At 46.3% G+C, this 19,691-nt stretch carries 18 protein-coding genes and 1 pseudogene; 16 read left to right on the plus strand and 3 right to left on the minus strand.

The window, feature by feature from the left end; translation table 11 throughout:
* Window positions 1-6 precede the first annotated feature (6 nt).
* The 4 genes from I2H87_RS03755 to I2H87_RS03770 are packed head-to-tail and all read left to right on the plus strand — an operon-like array spanning window position 7 to window position 3,171.
* On the plus strand, window positions 7-621 hold the full coding sequence (locus tag I2H87_RS03755) for a phosphoribosylanthranilate isomerase (RefSeq protein WP_195609366.1): 615 nt from the start codon (window positions 7-9) through the stop codon (window positions 619-621).
* Window positions 618-1,808 carry a tryptophan synthase subunit beta gene (gene trpB, locus I2H87_RS03760; RefSeq protein WP_195609367.1) on the plus strand — a complete coding sequence of 397 codons (1,191 nt, stop codon included), beginning with the start codon at window positions 618-620 and terminating at the stop codon, window positions 1,806-1,808. The genes I2H87_RS03755 and trpB overlap by 4 nt, the downstream gene beginning before the upstream one ends.
* Window positions 1,801-2,577: a tryptophan synthase subunit alpha gene (gene trpA, locus I2H87_RS03765; RefSeq protein WP_195609368.1), complete on the plus strand. Its 777-nt coding sequence runs from the start codon at window positions 1,801-1,803 to the stop codon at window positions 2,575-2,577. Before trpB ends, trpA begins: the two co-directional genes overlap by 8 nt.
* Before the next feature lie 57 nt (window positions 2,578-2,634).
* Window positions 2,635-3,171 (plus strand): HD domain-containing protein, encoded by a 537-nt coding sequence (locus tag I2H87_RS03770; RefSeq protein ID WP_195609369.1) that lies wholly within the window; start codon window positions 2,635-2,637, stop codon window positions 3,169-3,171.
* A gap of 6 nt (window positions 3,172-3,177) precedes the next feature.
* Here the strand turns inward: I2H87_RS03770 and I2H87_RS03775 are convergent, their stop codons facing one another.
* Window positions 3,178-3,468 carry an ArsR/SmtB family transcription factor gene (locus tag I2H87_RS03775; protein ID WP_195609370.1) on the minus strand — a complete coding sequence of 97 codons (291 nt, stop codon included), beginning with the start codon at window positions 3,466-3,468 and terminating at the stop codon, window positions 3,178-3,180.
* A gap of 244 nt (window positions 3,469-3,712) precedes the next feature.
* Here I2H87_RS03775 and I2H87_RS03780 point away from each other — a divergent pair, with 244 nt between their 5' ends.
* The 11 genes from I2H87_RS03780 to I2H87_RS03830 all read left to right on the plus strand — a co-directional run bounded on the left by I2H87_RS03780 (window position 3,713) and on the right by I2H87_RS03830 (window position 16,429).
* Window positions 3,713-4,573, plus strand: coding sequence for an SAM hydrolase/SAM-dependent halogenase family protein (locus I2H87_RS03780; protein ID WP_009268447.1), 861 nt, complete (start codon window positions 3,713-3,715; stop codon window positions 4,571-4,573).
* Between the two features lie 12 nt (window positions 4,574-4,585).
* Complete coding sequence (locus tag I2H87_RS03785; RefSeq protein WP_195609371.1) at window positions 4,586-6,139, plus strand: GNAT family N-acetyltransferase; 1,554 nt, start codon at window positions 4,586-4,588, stop codon at window positions 6,137-6,139.
* A 15-nt stretch (window positions 6,140-6,154) separates the two neighbouring features.
* Window positions 6,155-7,870, plus strand: a complete 1,716-nt coding sequence (locus I2H87_RS03790; protein WP_009268445.1) for an ABC transporter ATP-binding protein — start codon at window positions 6,155-6,157, stop codon at window positions 7,868-7,870.
* A complete protein-coding gene (locus I2H87_RS03795; RefSeq protein WP_195609372.1) occupies window positions 7,870-8,703 on the plus strand; it encodes an energy-coupling factor transporter transmembrane component T family protein in 834 nt (277 codons plus the stop codon). Before I2H87_RS03790 ends, I2H87_RS03795 begins: the two co-directional genes overlap by 1 nt.
* Window positions 8,704-8,738: 35 nt before the next feature.
* On the plus strand, window positions 8,739-9,581 hold the full coding sequence (locus I2H87_RS03800; protein ID WP_195609373.1) for an SAM hydrolase/SAM-dependent halogenase family protein: 843 nt from the start codon (window positions 8,739-8,741) through the stop codon (window positions 9,579-9,581).
* A 68-nt stretch (window positions 9,582-9,649) separates the two neighbouring features.
* Window positions 9,650-10,213 carry an ECF-type riboflavin transporter substrate-binding protein gene (locus I2H87_RS03805; RefSeq protein WP_009268442.1) on the plus strand — a complete coding sequence of 188 codons (564 nt, stop codon included), beginning with the start codon at window positions 9,650-9,652 and terminating at the stop codon, window positions 10,211-10,213.
* A 361-nt stretch (window positions 10,214-10,574) separates the two neighbouring features.
* On the plus strand, window positions 10,575-12,929 hold the full coding sequence (gene feoB, locus I2H87_RS03810; protein WP_195609374.1) for a ferrous iron transport protein B: 2,355 nt from the start codon (window positions 10,575-10,577) through the stop codon (window positions 12,927-12,929).
* 78 nt (window positions 12,930-13,007) lie between these two features.
* Window positions 13,008-14,321, plus strand: coding sequence for a branched-chain amino acid transport system II carrier protein (gene brnQ / locus I2H87_RS03815; protein ID WP_195609375.1), 1,314 nt, complete (start codon window positions 13,008-13,010; stop codon window positions 14,319-14,321).
* A gap of 25 nt (window positions 14,322-14,346) precedes the next feature.
* Entirely contained in the window at window positions 14,347-15,006 is a 660-nt protein-coding gene (locus tag I2H87_RS03820; protein ID WP_243273874.1) for a Uma2 family endonuclease, read from the plus strand.
* 206 nt (window positions 15,007-15,212) lie between these two features.
* Window positions 15,213-15,749, plus strand: coding sequence for a rubrerythrin (gene rbr, locus I2H87_RS03825; protein WP_009268439.1), 537 nt, complete (start codon window positions 15,213-15,215; stop codon window positions 15,747-15,749).
* Window positions 15,750-15,820: 71 nt separating this feature from the next.
* Complete coding sequence (locus I2H87_RS03830; RefSeq protein WP_195609377.1) at window positions 15,821-16,429, plus strand: DedA family protein; 609 nt, start codon at window positions 15,821-15,823, stop codon at window positions 16,427-16,429.
* 84 nt (window positions 16,430-16,513) lie between these two features.
* Here the strand turns inward: I2H87_RS03830 and I2H87_RS03835 are convergent, their stop codons facing one another.
* Entirely contained in the window at window positions 16,514-17,860 is a 1,347-nt protein-coding gene (locus I2H87_RS03835; protein WP_195609378.1) for an MATE family efflux transporter, read from the minus strand.
* An 89-nt stretch (window positions 17,861-17,949) separates the two neighbouring features.
* Here I2H87_RS03835 and I2H87_RS03840 point away from each other — a divergent pair, with 89 nt between their 5' ends.
* A complete protein-coding gene (locus I2H87_RS03840) occupies window positions 17,950-18,762 on the plus strand; it encodes a MerR family transcriptional regulator (RefSeq protein ID WP_195609379.1) in 813 nt (270 codons plus the stop codon).
* 143 nt (window positions 18,763-18,905) lie between these two features.
* Here I2H87_RS03840 and phnX read toward each other — a convergent pair.
* Window positions 18,906-19,580, minus strand: a pseudogene (gene phnX, locus I2H87_RS13795) (phosphonoacetaldehyde hydrolase); the annotation flags it as partial.
* Window positions 19,581-19,691 lie beyond the last annotated feature (111 nt).

Here is a 19,691-nt window from a genome sequence, read left to right on the forward strand (position 1 = left end):
GGCAAAGTGACAAAAATTAAATTGTGCGGATTGAGAAAGGTGGAAGAGATAAAAATAGTCAATCAATGGAAACCGGATATGATCGGCTTTGTATTTGCAAGAGAAAGTAAAAGATACGTTGATCCGGAAACAGCGGCATTATTGAAAAGAAATTTGGATCCAGCGATTCGGGCGGTCGGAGTATTTGTAAATGAGGATGCAGATAAGGTCGTTTCACTGTTGGAATCCGGGGTGATCGATCTTGCACAGCTCCACGGAAACGAAGATGCTTCTTACTTGAAAAAGCTGAGAGAAAAGACGAAAAAACCGTTGATCCAAGCGGTTCGTGCTGTCGATCGAATGGTGTTGAAAGCGGCAGAACAAAGCACGGCAGATTACATTATGGCAGATTCCGGGGCAGGAACAGGTAAGACGTTTGATTGGAAGATCCTTTCAGAAATACGGAGACCTTATTTTCTGGCAGGAGGATTGGACGAAAAAAATGTCGGCGTGGCAATTAAGGAACTGCATCCGTTTGCGGTAGACGTCAGTTCGGGAATTGAGACGGACGGGAAAAAGGATCCGGAAAAAATAGAGGCGTTTATCCGGGCGGTACGACAACAAAAGGAGGTAAATATATGACGAATCAAAAGGGACGTTTTGGAATCCATGGCGGACAATATATTCCGGAGACATTGATGAATGCGGTGATCGAATTGGAGAATGCATATAATGTCTATAAGGCAGATCCGGAATTTAACAGAGAATTGACAGGATTGTTCAATGAATATGCGGGAAGACCGTCGAGATTGTATTTTGCAAAAAAAATGACAGAAGATCTGGGCGGAGCCAGGATTTATTTGAAACGGGAAGACTTAAACCATACGGGGGCACATAAGATCAACAACGTATTAGGACAGGCGCTTTTGGCAAAGAAAATGGGAAAGACACGTTTGATCGCGGAGACCGGGGCCGGACAGCACGGTGTGGCAACAGCGACCGCTGCCGCATTGTTCGGAATGGAATGCGTTGTATTTATGGGAGAAGAAGATACGATCCGGCAGGCGTTGAATGTATATCGGATGCGTCTTCTTGGGGCGAAAGTTATTCCTGTCACATCGGGGACGGCAACGTTGAAAGACGCAGTGTCTGAGGCGATGAGAGAATGGACTTCCCGAATCAGTGATACACATTATTGTTTGGGATCGGTCATGGGACCGCACCCATTTCCGATGATCGTGCGTGATTTTCAGTCAGTGATCTCCAAAGAAATCCGTTTGCAGATGTTGGAAAAAGAAGGAAAACTTCCGGATACGGTCATTGCCTGTGTCGGCGGAGGTTCAAACGCGATCGGAAGTTTTTATCATTTTATCGATGTTCCGTCTGTACGGCTGATCGGATGTGAGGCGGCAGGCAGAGGAATCGGAACATTTGAAACTGCGGCAACGATAAATACAGGAAAAGTCGGGATATTTCACGGGATGAAATCCTATTTTTGTCAGGATGAATATGGACAGATCGCACCGGTCTATTCGATTTCGGCAGGCTTAGATTATCCGGGGATCGGACCGGAGCATGCACATCTTTATGATATCGGAAGGGCAGAATATGTTCCGGTTACAGATGAGGAGGCGGTAGATGCATTTGAATATCTTGCCAAGACCGAAGGGATCATTCCTGCAATCGAGTCTGCTCATGCGGTTGCATATGCGATGAAACTGGCGCCGGGAATGAAAAAAGATCAAAGTATTGTGATAACGATTTCCGGACGAGGAGACAAAGATTGTGTGGCGATCGCACGATATAGGGGGGAGGATATTTATGAGTAAGATCGAACTGGCATTTCAAAAAGGAAAGGCGTTTATTCCGTTTATAACATGTGGGGATCCGGATCTTGAGACAACAAAAAAAGCAGTTCGGGAAGCTGTGAGAAACGGGGCGGATCTGATCGAACTTGGTATTCCGTTTTCGGATCCGACGGCGGAAGGACCTGTGATTCAGGGAGCAAATATCAGAGCGTTGTCAGGAGGGATTACGACAGATCGGGTGTTTGATATGGTACGGGAATTGCGAAAAGAGATTACGATACCATTCGTATTCATGACTTACGCAAATGTTGTTTTTACTTATGGCGCAGATCGTTTTTTCGCATTGTGTGGAGAAATCGGAGTCGATGGGATTATTTTACCGGATCTGCCTTTTGAAGAAAGAGAGGAATTTCTTCCAATAAGCAGAAAGTATCAGGTAGATTTGATTTCATTGATTGCTCCGACTTCCGAGGAGCGTATAGGAATGATCGCGAAAGAGGCAGAGGGATTTTTGTATCTTGTATCCAGCCTTGGAGTTACCGGAATGAGAAATGAGATCAATACGGATCTGGAGTCGATTGTCCGGATTATCCGAACGTACACAAAAATCCCGTGTGCGATCGGATTTGGCATTTCTACTCCGGAACAGGCAAAAAAGATGGCAGGGGTTGCGGATGGCGTGATTGTCGGTTCTGCAATTGTAAAATTGTTGGAAAACTATGGGAAAACGGCGCCTCAATACATCGGAAGCTATATAAAAGAAATGAAAGATGCAGTGAAAAATATTTGACATAACTTTTTCAGCGTTTTATTGTAGGAGTATATCAAATAGACAGGGGAATGAAAAATGAGCGTCATGAACACATTTTACGGGAGAACATTCGATCCGATGGGGATGACGGAAGAAAATGTTGCGCTGGAGGATATTGCCCGCGCGTTAAGTCTCTTATGTAGGGGCGGCGGACATATCCGGCATTTTTATTCGGTTGCACAGCATTCGATCAACTGTGCAAAAGAAGCGAAAGCGAGAGAACTGCCGGAGAGGATGCAGCTGGCTTGTCTTTTGCACGATGCCAGCGAGGCTTATATTTCCGATATCATCCGACCGGTGAAAGAGCACTTGAACAATTATCTGGAAATCGAAGCGAAGATCATGTCGGTTATCTGGAAACACTTTCATCTGGAAAATCTGACCGAGGAAGAACAGCAAACCTGGAAAGAAATTGATGACGCGGTTCTTGTCTACGAGTTTCGCCATCTGATGACGGGAAGTCTGGAAATGGAAGCGCAAGAATTGTATTCCGAACCAGACGTATCGGAGCGAAACTGGAGAGAAATCGAAACAGAGTTTCAGCAGTGGGCAGAGCGTCTGATCTGTCGGTAAGCGCTGTCAGGTGAGTCCCATCAGATATTCGATCATCTGATGGAGCGCCTGTGTTTTGTCGGAATCACTGGCGCGGTAATAGGTTTCTTTTCCCTGCCGTCTGGAAGTGACCAGACCGCTTGTTTTCAACAGGCGGAGATGGTGCGCGACGGCGGGACTGCTCATATCCATTCTGGCGGAAATATGGATCACACATTCTTCATGGTGGCATAAAATCCAGAAAATCCGCATTCTTGTGGGATCTCCCAACTGTTTAAAAAGATCTGAGATTTTTTCAAATGTTTCAATATCAGGCATTGGTAATTATATTCCTTTCCAATCGTTTTCTTGTATTTCAGACTAATCAAATCATACCATATCTCACAGGAAAAACACAGAGAAAATCAGTTTATTAAAAATACTAATAAATAAAGATAAGATAATATCATATCCAAAAACCAGTTGTTCAACAAGTTGCTATTGACAGTGGAAACATTGTCGAACTATACTGTGTTTGCAAGGGCATTTTCGAAAACCCTTAGCCGAAAAGGAAAGGAAAACTATGAAAAAACCACTTATTTTGCAATCGGATTTTGGAACAGCAGACGGAGCCGTAAGTGCAATGTACGGAGTTGCCTATGGAGTTGATCAGGAACTGAGAATTTCTGATCTGACACATGAGATCCCGCAGTATGACATTTGGGAGGCATCTTACCGGCTGATTCAGACAGTGAGCTACTGGCCGGAGGGTTCGGTGTTCGTGAGCGTGGTAGATCCGGGAGTCGGATCCACAAGACGGAGCATCGTCGTAAAGACAAAAGGCGGACAGTATATCGTATCTCCGGACAACGGAACTCTGACCCATGTAAAACGGATCATTGGGCTGGACGGAGCAAGAGTGATTGACGAGAGTGTGAACAGACTGCCGAATTCCGGAGAGAGCTATACGTTCCACGGAAGAGACATCTACGCTTATACCGGAGCGAAGCTTGCAGCCGGTGTGATCAGCTTTGAGGAAGTCGGACCGGAGGTTGATGTGGACAGTGTGATCGAGCTGCCGATCGTAGAGCCGGTTTACGACGGAGAAAAAGTGAGCGGTACGATCGACGTACTGGACGTACGTTTCGGAAGCCTCTGGACGAACATTTCCAGAGAACTGTTTAAAAAGCTCGGCGTTGGTCATGGCGGAAGAGTGGAGATCAGTATAGAAAATGAAACCAGAACGCTTTACAAGAATATTCTGGTTTACGCAAAGAGTTTTGCGGATGTGTATGTAGGAGAGCCGCTTGTCTATGTCAACAGTCTGGACTGTATGGCAGTGGCGATCAACCAGGGAAGTTTTGCGCGTGCTTATAATATCGGCACCGGAACGAACTGGAGGATCACGATCCGCAAAGCGCCGAAGATTATTTACGAAGATTAGAAAGGGAACACGATGGTCAGAGAATGTACCGAGAAAGATAAAGAATGGCTTCTGGCATATTTAAAAGAAGAGGCGGTATATAATACATTTTTGCTGGCAGACATTGAAGATTTCGGATTTGAAGAGTCGTTTCAGACCGTGTATATGGATGAGGAGCAAGGAGAGATAAAAGGTGTTTATCTTTGCTTCTACCAGAATTTTCTTTTGTACTGCCGGGAAAATGAAGTGAATATCTCATTTCTGGAACAGTTATTTTCCAGCTATATCCCGGATGTTGTGATGGGAAAAACGCAGACTGTACAGATCGTACAACGGATTTTAACCGAGCATGTCCTGGAGTCGAGAGGTTTGTATTTATTTGCGGATGAGACATGCCTGGAAAAGGAAAATCCGGAAATCCATGCGGCAGGTATGGAAGATGTGGATGATATTTTTGCATTTTTGCAGAGCATTGACGAATTGCGGCATTTGTACACATCGAAACAGATGATCGCGGACCGGATCGGGAAGAATTGCGGAGTTCACTATATAATAAGAAGAGACGGGAAAATCATCGCACATGCGAACAGTGCGGCACAATGCGAAGCCACGACGATGATCGGCGGTGTGTCGACAGCTCCGGAAGCAAGAGGGCAGGGACTCGGCGGACAGGTTGTGAGCAAACTGTGCAGGGATATCCTTGCGAAAGGAAAGACCCCATGTCTGTTCAGCATTCAGGGTGAGGAACACAATCTCTACCATCGGATCGGATTTCGGAAGATTGGAGAATGGGGTACATTGACAAAGCCGGCAAATGGCGGTCAGCAGGAAAATGTGCAGAAAGAGCAGGAGAAAGATTCGGGAGCGGAGAAGGTAAATCCGCATAAAAAAGGAATGCCGTCGTATATTCCGATTTACAATCAGCTGTATGAAGATATTGTAAACGGAGTGTATGAAAAAGGAAGCCTTCTTCCGTCCGAACATCTTCTTGCTGAGAAATATCATGTGAGCAGAAATACATTGCGTCAGGCATTGACGATCCTGAATCAGGATGGATATATTTATAAAAAGCAGGGAAAAGGGACTTTTGTTTCGTATGATCGGGCGAAGAAGCAGGCGGATAAGATTTATAATTTCCTTTCGGAAGATGCGTTGGAAAAGATTACCGATATTCGGATAGATTATAATATGGGGCTTCCGACAAAGATCGCACAGATCAAACTTCATCTGGCGGATGGGGAAGAAGTTCTGGCAAGCAATAATGTCTATGTGGGAGAGAACGACCCGATCGGGCAGAGTTTTCTGCAGATTCCGTTGGATGTGCTGGCGGAAAATCAGATCGACACGGGAAATGAAGAGCAGTTACTGGAATTTATGAACAAGGGGCTTTATCGGCTGGCTGCCGGATCGGAGATGAGCGTTCAGCTGATGGAGGCGGACGAGCAGGTCGTTCCGTTTTTGAAAATCGAGCCGGGAACGCCGGTGCTTCATTTTGAACAGTTGCTTTTTGATAAAAAACAAAAACCATATGCAAGGATCAAATATTATTTCTGTTCCGGGAAATATCAGATCCAGTTCAGATGGTAGGAACGGGAGGAGACAATGAATTATACAGAACGAAAACCTGTGATCGAATTCAAAGATTTCAGCTTTCAGTATTTCAGTCAGGCAGAGCCGACACTGCATGATATTAATCTGACGATTTATGAGGGCGAAAAAGTATTGCTCGTCGGACCGAGCGGAAGCGGAAAAAGTACGCTTGGCAACTGTCTGAACGGATTGATTCCGTTTGCGTATAAGGGCGAGATCAAAGGAAGCCTGAAAATCGGCGGAAAAGAAACAAAAGAAATGAACATTTTTGAACTTTCCAAAAAAGTCGGAACCGTTCTTCAGGACGCCGACGGACAGTTCATCGGTCTGACGGTAGGAGAGGACGTGGCATTTGCTCTGGAAAACGATTGTGTGAAACAGGAGCAGATGAAAGCGCAGGTGCAGAAAGTTGCAGAAATTGTCGATATGGGAAAACTGTTGAAATCCTCACCGTTTGAGTTGTCAGGTGGTCAGAAGCAGCGCGTATCGTTTGCAGGCGTTATGGTGGATGATGTGGATATTCTGCTGTTCGACGAACCGCTTGCTAACCTGGATCCGGCAACCGGGAAGACGGCGATCGATCTGATCGACCGTGTATGGAAAAATTCCAGAAAGACGGTTGTGATCGTTGAACATCGTCTGGAAGACGTATTGTACCGGGATGTAGACAGGATCATCGTGGTCAGCGACGGGCGGATCGCGGCGGATATGAGTCCGGATGAACTGATGTCGGCGGATATCCTTTCCAAACTCGGAATCCGTGAGCCGCTTCATGTTACGGCAATGAAATATGCCGGCATTCAGGTGACGCCGGATATGCATGCCGGAAGACTGGCAACGCTGGATATTGAAAAAGTGAAAGAACCGCTTTTGAAATGGAATCTGGAACAGACGAAAAAAGAGCCAAAGGCAGAGCGCCCGGTGATTTTGGAAGCAGAGCATTTGAGTTTTCAGTATACGAAAAAAAGAAAGATTTTGCAGGATGTAAGTTTTCAGATCCACGAGGGAGAGATGGTCAGCATCGTCGGAACCAATGGGGCGGGAAAAAGTACGCTTGCAAAAGTAATCTGTGGGTTTGTGACCGAAGATGAGGGACGGATCTTATATAAAGATCAGGATCTGAAAGGGCAGACGATCAAAGAACGTTCTCATTTGATCGGATTTGTGATGCAGAACCCGAACCAGATGATCTGTAAACCGATGATCTACGACGAGGTGGCGCTGGGACTTCGTATCCGCGGCGTTGCGGAGGAAGAGATCGAGCCGAAAGTAGATAAGGCGCTGCAGATCTGCGGACTTGCACCGTTTAAAAAGTGGCCGGTATCCGCATTGAGTTTCGGACAGAAGAAACGTGTGACGATCGCGTCCATGCTTGCCCTGGATCCGAAAGTACTGATCCTTGACGAGCCGACTGCCGGACAGGATTATCACCATTACACGGAAATCATGGAATTTCTGAAAAAGTTAAATGAAGAGGGCGTTACGATCATCATGATCACACATGATATGCATCTGATGCTGGAATACACACCGCATGCGATCGTAATTTCCGATGGAAAGAAGATCGGAGATGCGAGCGCGGTTGAGATCCTTACAAATGAGGAGATCGCGGGAAGAGCAAACTTAAAGACGACATCGCTGTATGATCTGGCAGTGAAGATCGGAATCGAAGATCCGTCTGTATTTGTACAGAATTTTATTGATTATGAAAGGGGGACATACCGCTGATGAAAGCAAAATTATTTGACTATATTGACCGGGATAATTTTATTTTTAATTTGTCCGGTCTGACAAAATTAGTATGTTTCATCTGTATGACATTTTCCGTGATGTTCTCCTATGATATCCGATATATTTTACTGGTGATGCTGTTGTCGCTTATCTTCTTTAAAATGTCGGGGCTGCAATTCAAACAGATCAAACTAATGACGATCTATGTGATCATCTTTTTGGCAATGAACTTTTTTCTGACTTATTTGTTCAGCCCGCAATATGGGATTGAGATTTACGGAACCAATCATGAATTGTTCCGGTTCAGCGGACGGTATACGGTGACGTTGGAGCAGCTGCTCTATCAGGTGACAAAGATCACAAAATATGCATCGGTTGTCCCGATGGGAATGATCTTTCTTTTGACAACGAATCCGAGTGAATTCGCAGCATCATTAAACCGTGTGGGAATCAATTACAAAGGAGCGTATGCGTTGTCTCTGACGTTGCGTTATTTCCCGGATATGATCCGTGATTATCAGGATATTGCTCTTGCACAGCAGAGCCGTGGTCTGGATCTTTCAAAGAAAGAAAAACTGGGAGTGCGCGTAAAAAATATCATGAACATCTGTGTTCCGCTTATTTTTTCCACGCTTGACCGGATCGAACTGATCAGTAACGCGATGGAACTTCGTGGCTTCGGAAAGCACAAAAAACGTACATGGTACGTTGCAAAGCCGCTGAAAAAAGGCGACTGGTTCTCGATGCTCTTTGGAGCAGTCGTGCTGGCAGGTTCTCTTGCACTGACGATATTTGTAAACGGATCCAGATTCTGGAATCCATTTGTATAAAGAAAATAGAAAACAAAATATAAGGAGGAAATAAAATGAAACCAATTTTAGTTTTTCAGACAGATTTTACTTACAAAGAGGGTGCGGTCAGCTCCATGTACGGAGTGGTAAAGACGGTAGACCGTGAGTTGGAGATCATGGACGGAACCCATGAACTGCCGCAGTATGATACATGGAGTGCAAGTTACCGTCTGTATCAGAGTCTTCAGTTCTGGCCGGAGGGAACGATCTATGTATCCGTAGTTGATCCGGGAGTCGGAACAAGCCGTCGTGCCTGCGTGGCGAAAACAGTGGACGGATACTACATTGTGACACCGGATAACGGTTCTCTGACACATGTAAAACGTCTGATCGGAATCGAAGCGGTTCGCGAGATCGACGAATCCGTAAACCGTCTGCGCGGAAAAGGAACAGAGGATGTTGCGATTTTCCACGGAAGAGACCTGTTCGGATATACTGCAGCACGTCTTGCAAGCGGAATCATTGATTTTGAGGGCGTAGGACCGGAGTACCCGGTAGAAGAAATTGTAGAACATGAGATGCACGAGCCGGTTGTAGAGCCGGGAAAAGCACAGGGAATTTTTGAGATCAACGATCCGAACTTCGGAAACCTGTGGACCAATATCCCGTTGAAAGCATTCCAGGAAGCGGGATTCGCATATGGCGATCACATTAATGTGACGGTAAGACATGAGGGTGAGAAAGGATTTGAAGAAAAGGTACTGTTCCATCAGAGTTTTGGATTTGCGCAGAAAGGTGATCCGATGATCTACAACAATGAGATGATGAAAGTCGCAATGGCTGTAAGTCAGGGAAGCTTCTGCGACAAATATAATTTAAGCTACGGTCCGGAGTGGACGATCGAGTTTACAAAATAGTACTTGATAAGGTAGAATACATAAGGTAGTATTTCGTATAACGGCAGTTATCAAAGGAGGAAGAGAAAATGGAGAAAAAACTTTTTGAGTTCAAGACAAAGACAATCGTCGCAACAGGTTTGGGAGCAGCATTATTTACACTGCTGTTCATGTATGTGAAGATCCCGACAGGAATCCCGGAGACGGATATCCAGACGGCATACGGCATCGGCGCATTTTTTGCGGCATTGTTCGGACCGATCGCCGGAGGATTGATCGCGTTCATCGGACATGCGCTTTCTGATTCTATTCAGTACGGTTCTGCATGGTGGAGCTGGGTGATCGCCAGCGGTCTGAGCTGCTTTTTGATCGGATTTGTTTATCCGAAAATGAGAGTGGAAGAGGGCGTGTTTGGAAAAAAAGACATTATCCGTTTTAACGTATATCAGATCGTAGCCAATGCAATTTCCTGGGCGGTAGTTGCACCGATCCTTGATATCGTTGTTTACGCAGAGCCTGTAAATCTTGTTTTCACACAGGGAATCGTAGCTACGATCATGAATGCGATTTCTGCCGGTGTGATCGGATCGGTTCTGCTTGTACTTTACAGCAAAACACGTTCGAAAAAAGGAAGCCTTTCTAAGGAATCATAAAATTTTAGAAAAAAGAAGAACGGAATGCAACAAAACAGGTTTGGGGTGTCTCTTATAGATGAGAGCCTCAGATCTGTTTTTTTGTATAGGCGACGAGCCAAAGTCCGGGCTTGCCCGAGACCTTGGAGACTGCTTACAATCCCGGAATGTGCCTTTTGGAACTTCCGGTGATTGGGATCATATAGACTGGCTTTAAGTAGGTATTTTTTGAGCAGTTTCTTTTGCGGTTCTTTGAGTTGACATTTTGGGGGAATGGTTTTAGAATATAGAAGAGTTAGTGTATACTTACACAAAATGTTTTGCAGGAAATATGCAGAAGAAAAGACGGCAAATGCCGGGAAGAATGGGGAATGATACAGTCATGAGATTGAATGAGTTATCAATAGGAAGCACAGCAACGATCAGAGCGGTGGGCGGATCGGGAGCGCTGCGCCAGCATTTTTTGGATATGGGTCTGATCCAGGGGACGGAAGTGACCGTGATCAAGTATGCGCCGATGGGAGATCCGATCGAGCTGCGGATCCACGGGTATGAGCTGACGATCCGTCTGGAGGATGCAAAGAATATAGAGATCAGTGAGCCTCACAGACCGAAGCATGAGGAGACGAAAGAGCATGCACAGATGCAGGAGAAGAACGGGCGGTCGGAGAAACATCATCCGGGATATGGTGAGGGAGGGAAATTCCATGACCGCAAGGAAGAGAATCCGCTTCCGGAAAGCGAGACGCTGACGTTTGCGCTTGTCGGAAACCAGAACTGCGGGAAGACAACGCTGTTTAATCAGCTGACCGGATCGAAGCAGCATGTCGGGAATTTCCCGGGGGTCACTGTGGACCGGAAAGACGGAGTGATCAGAGGACATGACAACACATTGATCACGGACTTGCCGGGGATTTATTCCATGTCGCCATACAGTAGCGAGGAGATCGTGACAAGGGAATTTGTGATCCAGGAGAAACCGAAAGGGATCATCAATATCGTTGACGCTACGAATATTGAACGAAACCTGTATTTGACGATGCAGCTTTTGGAATTGGGATTCCCGATGGTCGTCGCATTGAATATGATGGACGAACTGAGAGTAAACGGCGGTTCTGTGTTGGTGAATGAGATGGAAGAGGCGCTGGGAGTTCCGGTGATCCCGATTTCTGCGGCAAAAGGAGAGGGGATTGAAGAACTGATCCGCCATGCGATCCATGTGGCAAAATATCAGGAATGTCCGTTGGACAGTGACTTTTGTAAAAAAGAAGAGGGAATCCACCGCGGAATCCATGCGGTGATGCACCTGATCGAAGATCATGCAAAACGAGCGGAGATCCCGGTACGATTTGCGGCGAGCAAGATCATGGAGGGCGATGCGAAGATCGTAAGCCAGCTGGAACTGACGGAGAAAGAACAGAATATTCTGGAAGAGATCGCCAGACAGACGGAAGAGGAGACCGGAATGGATCGGGCGGCAGCAGTTGCTCAGATGCGTTTTGATTACATAGAAGATGTCTGTCGGGGAACCGTGATCAAGCCCCGGGAAAGTAAGGAGCGGATCCGGAGCCGGAAGATGGATCAGTTCCTGACCGGAAAATATACTGGGATTCCGGCGTTTATCGGGATCATGGGAATCGTATTCTGGCTGACGTTCAATGTGATCGGTGCTTTTTTGCAGGGAATTTTGGAATCCGGGATCACAGCAGTGACAGATTTGGTCGATCATGCCATGGCGGCGGCACATGTGAACAGCGTCGTCCACTCGCTTGTGATCGACGGGATTTTTAACGGAGTCGGCGGCGTGTTGAGTTTCCTCCCGATCATCGTGACACTCTTCTTTTTCCTGTCGATTCTGGAGGACAGCGGCTATATGGCGAGAGTCGCATTTATTATGGATAAACTGCTGCGGAAACTCGGACTTTCCGGTCGGAGCATCGTACCGATGCTGATCGGATTCGGATGTACGGTGCCGGGGGTGATGGCAAGCCGGACGCTGCCGTCGGAGCGTGACAGAAAGATGACGATCCTTTTGACACCGTTTATGAGCTGTACTGCGAAACTTCCGATCTATGCGTTTTTTACAGCGGCGTTTTTCCCGGGGCATGGAGCGGTTGTGATGATCGGTCTCTATGTGTTTGGAATCGTAATGGGGATTTTGATGGCGCTGTTCTTTAAGAAAACGGCGTTCAAAGGAGAGGCTGTTCCATTTGTGATGGAACTTCCGAATTACCGGATGCCGGGAGCAAAAAATGTCGTTCATCTTCTGTGGGACAAGGCGAAAGATTTTCTTCAGCGTGCCTTTACGGTGATTTTTCTTGCGACGATCGTAATCTGGTTTTTGCAGAATTTTGACATGGGATTGAATATGGTATCGGATTCCCAGAATAGTATCCTTGCCATGGCGGCCGGATTGCTTGCGCCGATTTTCCTGCCTGTGGGATTTGGCGACTGGCGGATCGTAACGGCGTTGATCTCCGGATTTTTGGCAAAAGAGAGCGTGGTGTCTTCGCTGACAGTCTTGTTCGGAAGCACAGCGGCATTACAGGCAGGTCTGACGTCAGCAGGCGCGGCGTCACTGCTTGTATTCTGTCTTTTGTATACCCCATGTGTCGCTGCGATTGCTTCCGTCAAACGGGAACTTGGCGGTAAGATGGCGGCAGGTATGGTTGTAGGACAGTGTGTGATCGCCTGGATTGCGGCATTTGTCGTATATCAGATCGGAATGTTATTGTAGAAAATGACTTGATGGAAAGTGTTGCAAAATCTATGAAAAAGAATTTAACTTTAAAAGAAAACGATTTTTGTTGCCAGTATGTTGTTCGGAATGTTCTTTGGTGCAGGAAATCTGATTTTTCCTGCATCGATGGGACAGCTTGCAGGTGAGCGTATGTGGCTGGCGGCAGTTGGATTTTTGATCACGGGAGTCGGACTGCCGTTATTAGGCGTGGCAGCACTGGGGATCAGCCGTAAAGACGGACTGTTGGAAGTAAGCAGTCAGGTGGGAAAACGTTACGGCATCTGTTTTACAAGTGTTTTATATTTGACAATAGGACCTTTTTTCGCGATCCCACGCTGTGCGACGGTTGCATTTTCAGTAGGCGTAGAGCAGATGTTTCCGGAAAATGACCATACAATGGCGCTTGCCGTATTTTCCGTTCTTTTCTTTGCGGTGGTTTTGTTTTTTTCACTGCGTCCGGGAAAGATACTTGTTTGGATTGGTAAAATATTAAATCCGTTATTTTTGTGTTTTTTAGCAATTTTGATCGTGCGGGCACTGCTGTCTCCAATGGGAGCGATCGGGGCGTTGGAACCGACCGGAGCGTATGAAACACAGGCATTTTTTACCGGTGTGCTGGAGGGGTATAATACAATGGATGCGCTGGCTGGTCTGGCATTCGGTATCATTGTTGTGCAGGTCGTTCGGGGACTCGGTGTAGAAGAGTCCGGGGATGTGGCAAAAAATACGGTCAAAGCAGGAGTGTTCAGTTCAATTTTGATGGCGGTGATCTATCTGTTGGTGACCGTAGTGGGAGCACAGAGCCGGGCAGTGATCGGGATCTCGGAAAACGGAGGAATTGCGCTGGCACAGATCGCGGAACATTATTTTGGAAAAGCAGGAGCGCTGATCCTTGCGGTCACGGTCACATTGGCATGTCTGAAAACGGCGGTCGGCTTGATCACAAGCTGCGGAGAAACCTTTGAAAAAATATTTCCGAAAGCATTTTCATACCGTGTCTGGGCGATTGGGTTTACAGCGGTGTCTCTTTTGATCGCAAATTTAGGATTGAATGTGATCATTGCTTATTCGCTTCCGGTATTGATGTTCTTATATCCGCTCGCGATCACATTGATCTTATTGACGCTCTTTGGAGTGTGCTTTCAAAATGATCCGATCGTGTATCGATGTGTGACCGGATTTACTGCGATCGCGGCAGTCGCTGATTTTATCCGGGCATTACCGGATGCTGCGAAAGCGTTTCTGCATGCCGGATGGATCGTGGAAGAGGCGGATCGCATACTTCCATTCTCAAAGATCGGGTTCGGATGGATCGCTCCGGCTGCGATCGGATTGGTCGTAGGATTGATTCTTTGGAAGATACGGGAAGAAAAATTGGAACAAGTGTAAAGCGTGCAGGGGGATGGAAAACAAGATGGAAGAAGAAAGGAAATCCGGACAGAAAAGTAATGAGGAAGAAAAGAAAGATTCTATGGTGTTAAAAGAGTCGTCTGCTGCATATCAGTTACGGACAATGCAAGGGGAATGTACACTGAACGATTATTATGCGCTTCCGGATGGGCGTCGGGCAGAACTGATCGATGGTGTGATTTATGATATGGCTGCACCGAATAATCTTCATCAACAGATCAGCATGGAGATCGTAGCGCAGCTTCATACATTTATCCGAAAGAGAAATGGACAATGCAAGGTTGCAGCAGCGCCTACGGATGTGCAGCTGGATTGTGATGAAAAGACAATGATCCAGCCGGATCTGTTCGTTATATGTGACAGAAGTAAAATTTTAAAGACGCACGTATATGGGGCTCCGGATTTTATTATTGAGATTCTGTATCCGTCAACCAGATGGCGGGATATGAACTTGAAACATGCAAAATATGCGGCGGCAGGCGTGCGGGAATATTGGATGATCGATCCGGAAAAGAAAAAAGTTGTTGTTTATGATCTGGAACAAGAAGAATTACCGACGGTGTATGGATTTGACAGTTTTGTGCCGGTTGGTATATTTGATGGAATGTGTGAAATAGATTTTAAAGTGATTTATGATGCGGTTCAGTTTTTATATGACTCCTGATTACAGTTAGCGTTCGTATATAAATGGAAATACGCCTTAAACTGTGTAATTTCGGTGAGTTTCAGCGTTTTACCCCTTGTACATCGACGCTATGGAAGTTTTTTGACCTAAGTTGTAGTGTTTTGGAGATGAAGATATGTTACAATACAAGAGTGTATTAACATAAAAGAGAAACAAATGAAATGATGAAAAGGAGGAGTGCGTTTATGAGCAAATACGCAGGAACACAGACAGAAAAAAATTTGTTGGAGGCATTTTCAGGGGAATCCCAAGCGAGAAATAAATACACTTATTTTGCGTCCAGAGCAAAAAAGGACGGATATGAGCAGATTGCGGCATTGTTCCAGAAGACGGCAGACAATGAAAAAGAGCATGCGAAGATGTGGTTCAAAGAACTGAACGGAATCGGAGACACCGCACAGAATCTGAAAGCGGCGGCAGACGGCGAGAACTACGAGTGGACTGATATGTATGAGGGATTTGCCAAGACAGCAGAGGAAGAGGGATTTCCGGAACTGGCAGAGAAATTTCGTCTTGTGGCAGCGATCGAGAAACATCATGAAGAACGTTACCGTGCATTGTTAAAGAATGTCGAGACAGCGGAAGTATTCGCAAAGAGCGATGTAAAAGTTTGGGAATGCAGAAACTGCGGGCATATTGTAGTCGGAACAGTGGCGCCGGAAGTATGTCCGACCTGTGCACATCCGCAGAGCTATTTTGAAGTGCATGCGGAAAATTACTAGAAAAAATCAGCAGGACATTTTTTGAAGTAAATTGCATATACTTTCAGAAAGAGACAAAAGGAAGAACGGATATGCAGGAAGTTCTGACTTACATGATGAATACATTTGGGTATCTCGGAGTCTGTTTTCTGATCGCGATTGAAAATATATTTCCCCCGATTCCGTCGGAAGTGATTCTGACGTTCGGGGGTTTTATGACTACATATACAAGGCTGACGGTTCCCGGGGTGATCGTATTTTCGACGATCGGTTCCCTGATCGGAGCGCTGATCCTCTATCGGGTCGGGTTGGAATTAAACCGGGAACGGCTGGGGCGTGTGATGGAAAGCCGGATGTTTCAAAGGCTTGGTTTTGAAAAGTCGGATGTGGAAAAGACGATCGCCGCATTTGACAAGCATGGGAAAAAAGCGGTTCTTTTCGGGCGGTGTATTCCGATCATCCGAAGTCTGGTCTCTGTTCCGGCAGGAATGGCGGAAATGAAGTTGAGTGTATTTCTTTTTTATACAACGATTGGAAGTACCGTGTGGAATATACTGCTTGTTTCACTGGGCGCAGCACTCGGCGCATCCTGGGAGAAGATATTGATCTATCTGGATCGTTATTCCGGGGCAGTGCGACTGCTTTTGCTTTTGGGGAGCGGGACAGTCCTTGTGCGGATGTTCCGGAGAAGAAAAAGATAAGATTTTATACCGAGTTGATTCAGTATGTCAAAAATCGCTCAGATCTTACGATCTGGGCGATTTTTCTGTCCGGGGACATGACCCTTACATTGTTTTTTTCAATTTTATATAATGATAATAACCTTTTTTCTTCCAGAAAAAGTAGATCGACAGAAACAGTGTCATCCCCTCCGCGACCGGCACGGACAGCCAGATCCCGTTGACGCCGATCAGCAGAGGAAGCAGCAGGATATTGATGACGATCAGCACAAAGGTCCGGACAAAGGAAATGATCGCGGATGTTTTTCCATCGGAGAACGCAGTAAACATTGAGGATGCAAAAATATTGATTCCGGCAAAAATGTAGTTTATTGAAAAAAGGAAAAATCCGGTCCGTGCAAGCGTATATGTATCCGTTCCCTTTGGGGTAAATATTTCCACGATGATCGGGGAAGAAATCAATGCAAATGCGGTGATCACAACTGAGGAAATGCTGATAAACCAGACGCAGATTTTGAAAATACGCCGGAGCAGCACAACATTCTTACTCCCGTGATTATAACTGATCACCGGAGCGACGCCCATGGAAAAGCCCATGTACATTGCGTTAAATAAAAATTGTCCATACAGTACGATCGTGATGGCAGCGACGCCTGCTTCACCGACATATTTTAACATCATAATATTGAACAGGTAGGTTACGATCGCGGTGGAGAGGTTTGTTACCATCTCGGAGGAACCGTTGGAGCAGCTTCCGAGCAGTACGCCCGGATGATGTTTCGGGCGGACAAGGTAAAGCTCCTTTCTTACAAAAAGGAAGTACAGTATCCCGAAAACGGCAGGGATCAACTGACCGATCCCGGTGGCAAGTGCAGCGCCGCGGACACCCATTTCAAGCGGTCCCATAAACAGATAATCAAGGATCATATTGGCAACGCCGCCGCTGATCGTGAGGATCAGTCCGATGGTCGGTTTTCCGGCAGTGACAAAAAATGCCTGAAAGAGCAGTTGTAAGATACAGGCAGGCGCCAAAAAAAGGGATACGCTTAAATATCCGATGCAATGATCCAGGATCAGATCGGTTGCGCCGAGCAGTCGTACGAGCGGAGTTATAAATATGTTTCCGAGAAACATCACAAGGAATCCGAGGATGATTCCGATAACGATCAGGAAAGAGAAGTCTTCCCGCGCTTCCTGCGTCTTTCCCTCCCCCATCTTTTTCGCGATGATCGCACTTCCTCCGGTTGCGAGCATGACGCCGATGGCGATCACGAGGTTCAGCACCGGATATACAATATTGGTTGCGGAAAGTGCGTCGGTTCCTACAAGGCGGGAAATGAAGATTCCGTCCACGATCGTGTAGAGCGACATGAATACCATCATGATCATAGTCGGCAGTGCGAACCTCAGTAATGAAAAAAATCGAAAGTCTTTTGCTATGGAATATGACATTGTGAGCCTCCTGATTTGTTGCTATTTTTCTACATAACTGCTATCATAAAGTATAGGGTAACTCGATAGTCAAGAGGGAGTTGAAAAAAGTGAATCAGGAACGGTACATTACAACCGGAGAGTTTGCAAAATTGTCCGGAGTGACAAAACATACTTTATTTTATTATGATAAGATCGGATTGTTTTCCCCGGAGATCAAGAGGGAAAACGGATACCGGTTTTATTCGTTCGACCAGTTGGAAGTGTTTGAGGTGATCCAGATTTTGCGGGAATTGGACATGCCGCTGGAGGAGATACGCAGTTATATGAGTAAGAGAAGCCCCAGGCATTTGCTTCTGCTTTTCGGAGAGGAAGAAAAGCTGATCGATCAGCAGATGAAACGTCTGAAGCATATGAAAGAGTGGATCAAAAAGAAAAGCGGTATCATCCGGAGAACGCTTACGGAAGAGACGGGAGTAATCCGGGTGACCGAGGAGCCGGAGCGGTATATGGTCATGATCCGGGCGGAGAAATCCGATGAGCGGGGATGGGCGGAAGCCGTCGGAAAATTATGGGATTACTGTGAGGAACATAAGATCCGAAGCGCATATTCCATCGGATACCGGCAGGAGACGGCGAACATTTTAGAGGAAGAATATGAGCGGTATTCCGTCTGCTATCAATTGTTGGATCAGAAGCCGAGAAGTGGTGTGTATACAGTACGCCCGCAAGGAAAGTATCTGACTGTGTGCCATAAAGGACATTGGAAAGATCTGGGGGAAACGTATCGTCAGCTCGTACAGTATGCATCGGCACAGGAAATCGTACTGGGAGCGCATTGCTATGAAGATACGCTGTTTGACGGGTTGGTCGTACAGGAGGAGCGGGATGCCGTTACCAGACTGGTCTGTGAGATTGCATGATCAGGGAATCCTCTTTCGGGCAAAGCAGCAAAATGGGATGACGGAACCGGAACCGACATCCCTTTGGCAAATAAGATTTTTAGCGTCAGCGTACAAAGCGCATTTCCTCTTGTACACTGACGCCGGTGATTGTTCTTTTGTGATTACAGATATTCCAGGATCCCGCGGATATCTTGGACAACCGCATCGGCTCCGGCATCCAGATATTTCTGTTCTGCATGTTTTCGGAGCGCATTTTTTTCGTCTTCGCTCAATGCTTCAAATTCAGCCTCGGACAGACCGATGACCGAACTTCCGTCGAGAATACCGATCGTGAATACGCCGGCATTCTTTCCCTCCAGAATGTCTGCGACGGTATCTCTGGCTTTGATCACTTTCGATACGGAATCGATCTGAAGAGCTTCCATATTTTTAAAGATCATATACGGATAAGGTCTTCCTTTCTTATTGCAGGAGTCCGGGCTGAACCAGCAGTCCGGTGCATAACCGGCTTTGGCAGCCTGGGGAGCGACAATCTCCATCATAATGTCTGTATATCCGGTAGTGGATCCGATTTTGATGCCAAGAGCACGGAGCTTTTCGATGGTCTCAACTACATATGGTTTCGGATCGGCGTATCGTGTGAGGATATGTAAGAGCGCCGGTTCATAACTTGCATACAATTTGTCAGCGTCTGTGTCAGTGGGGGTCTGCCCGTAGAGACGGATCCATTCCCGTTTGATACGTGGCATTTCCAGCATCGTGCGGATGTGATCCCATTTCAGCATCCCCATCGGCTCGCGCACTTCCTGCGGCGTCGGGGCAACTCCGGCGTTTGTAAATACTTCGGTAAATACCTGAACCGGTGCAAAGCATCCGTAATCTACCGTTGTTCCGGCTCAGTCAAAAATAACAGCTTCAATATGATTATGTGTCTGCATAAAATGTTC

The sequence above is a fragment of the Mediterraneibacter glycyrrhizinilyticus genome, assembly GCF_015560805.1.
Taxonomy (GTDB): domain Bacteria; phylum Bacillota; class Clostridia; order Lachnospirales; family Lachnospiraceae; genus Schaedlerella; species Schaedlerella glycyrrhizinilytica_A.

Excerpts from the sequence above, each read along its gene's own strand:
- I2H87_RS03790 (WP_009268445.1), top strand. The coding sequence starts at position 6,155 with ATGAATTATACAGAACGAAAACCTGTGATCGAATTCAAAGATTTCAGC.
- I2H87_RS03795 (WP_195609372.1), top strand. The coding sequence starts at position 7,870 with ATGAAAGCAAAATTATTTGACTATATTGACCGGGATAATTTTATTTTT.
- I2H87_RS03775 (WP_195609370.1), bottom strand. The coding sequence starts at position 3,468 with ATGCCTGATATTGAAACATTTGAAAAAATCTCAGATCTTTTTAAACAG.
- I2H87_RS03780 (WP_009268447.1), top strand. The coding sequence starts at position 3,713 with ATGAAAAAACCACTTATTTTGCAATCGGATTTTGGAACAGCAGACGGA.
- I2H87_RS03805 (WP_009268442.1), top strand. The coding sequence starts at position 9,650 with ATGGAGAAAAAACTTTTTGAGTTCAAGACAAAGACAATCGTCGCAACA.
- I2H87_RS03785 (WP_195609371.1), top strand. The coding sequence starts at position 4,586 with ATGGTCAGAGAATGTACCGAGAAAGATAAAGAATGGCTTCTGGCATAT.
- I2H87_RS03830 (WP_195609377.1), top strand. The coding sequence starts at position 15,821 with ATGCAGGAAGTTCTGACTTACATGATGAATACATTTGGGTATCTCGGA.
- brnQ (WP_195609375.1), top strand. The coding sequence starts at position 13,008 with ATGTTGTTCGGAATGTTCTTTGGTGCAGGAAATCTGATTTTTCCTGCA.
- trpB (WP_195609367.1), top strand. The coding sequence starts at position 618 with ATGACGAATCAAAAGGGACGTTTTGGAATCCATGGCGGACAATATATT.
- feoB (WP_195609374.1), top strand. The coding sequence starts at position 10,575 with ATGAGATTGAATGAGTTATCAATAGGAAGCACAGCAACGATCAGAGCG.
- trpA (WP_195609368.1), top strand. The coding sequence starts at position 1,801 with ATGAGTAAGATCGAACTGGCATTTCAAAAAGGAAAGGCGTTTATTCCG.
- I2H87_RS03770 (WP_195609369.1), top strand. The coding sequence starts at position 2,635 with ATGAGCGTCATGAACACATTTTACGGGAGAACATTCGATCCGATGGGG.
- I2H87_RS03800 (WP_195609373.1), top strand. The coding sequence starts at position 8,739 with ATGAAACCAATTTTAGTTTTTCAGACAGATTTTACTTACAAAGAGGGT.
- I2H87_RS03835 (WP_195609378.1), bottom strand. The coding sequence starts at position 17,860 with ATGTCATATTCCATAGCAAAAGACTTTCGATTTTTTTCATTACTGAGG.
- rbr (WP_009268439.1), top strand. The coding sequence starts at position 15,213 with ATGAGCAAATACGCAGGAACACAGACAGAAAAAAATTTGTTGGAGGCA.
- I2H87_RS03820 (WP_243273874.1), top strand. The coding sequence starts at position 14,347 with ATGGAAGAAGAAAGGAAATCCGGACAGAAAAGTAATGAGGAAGAAAAG.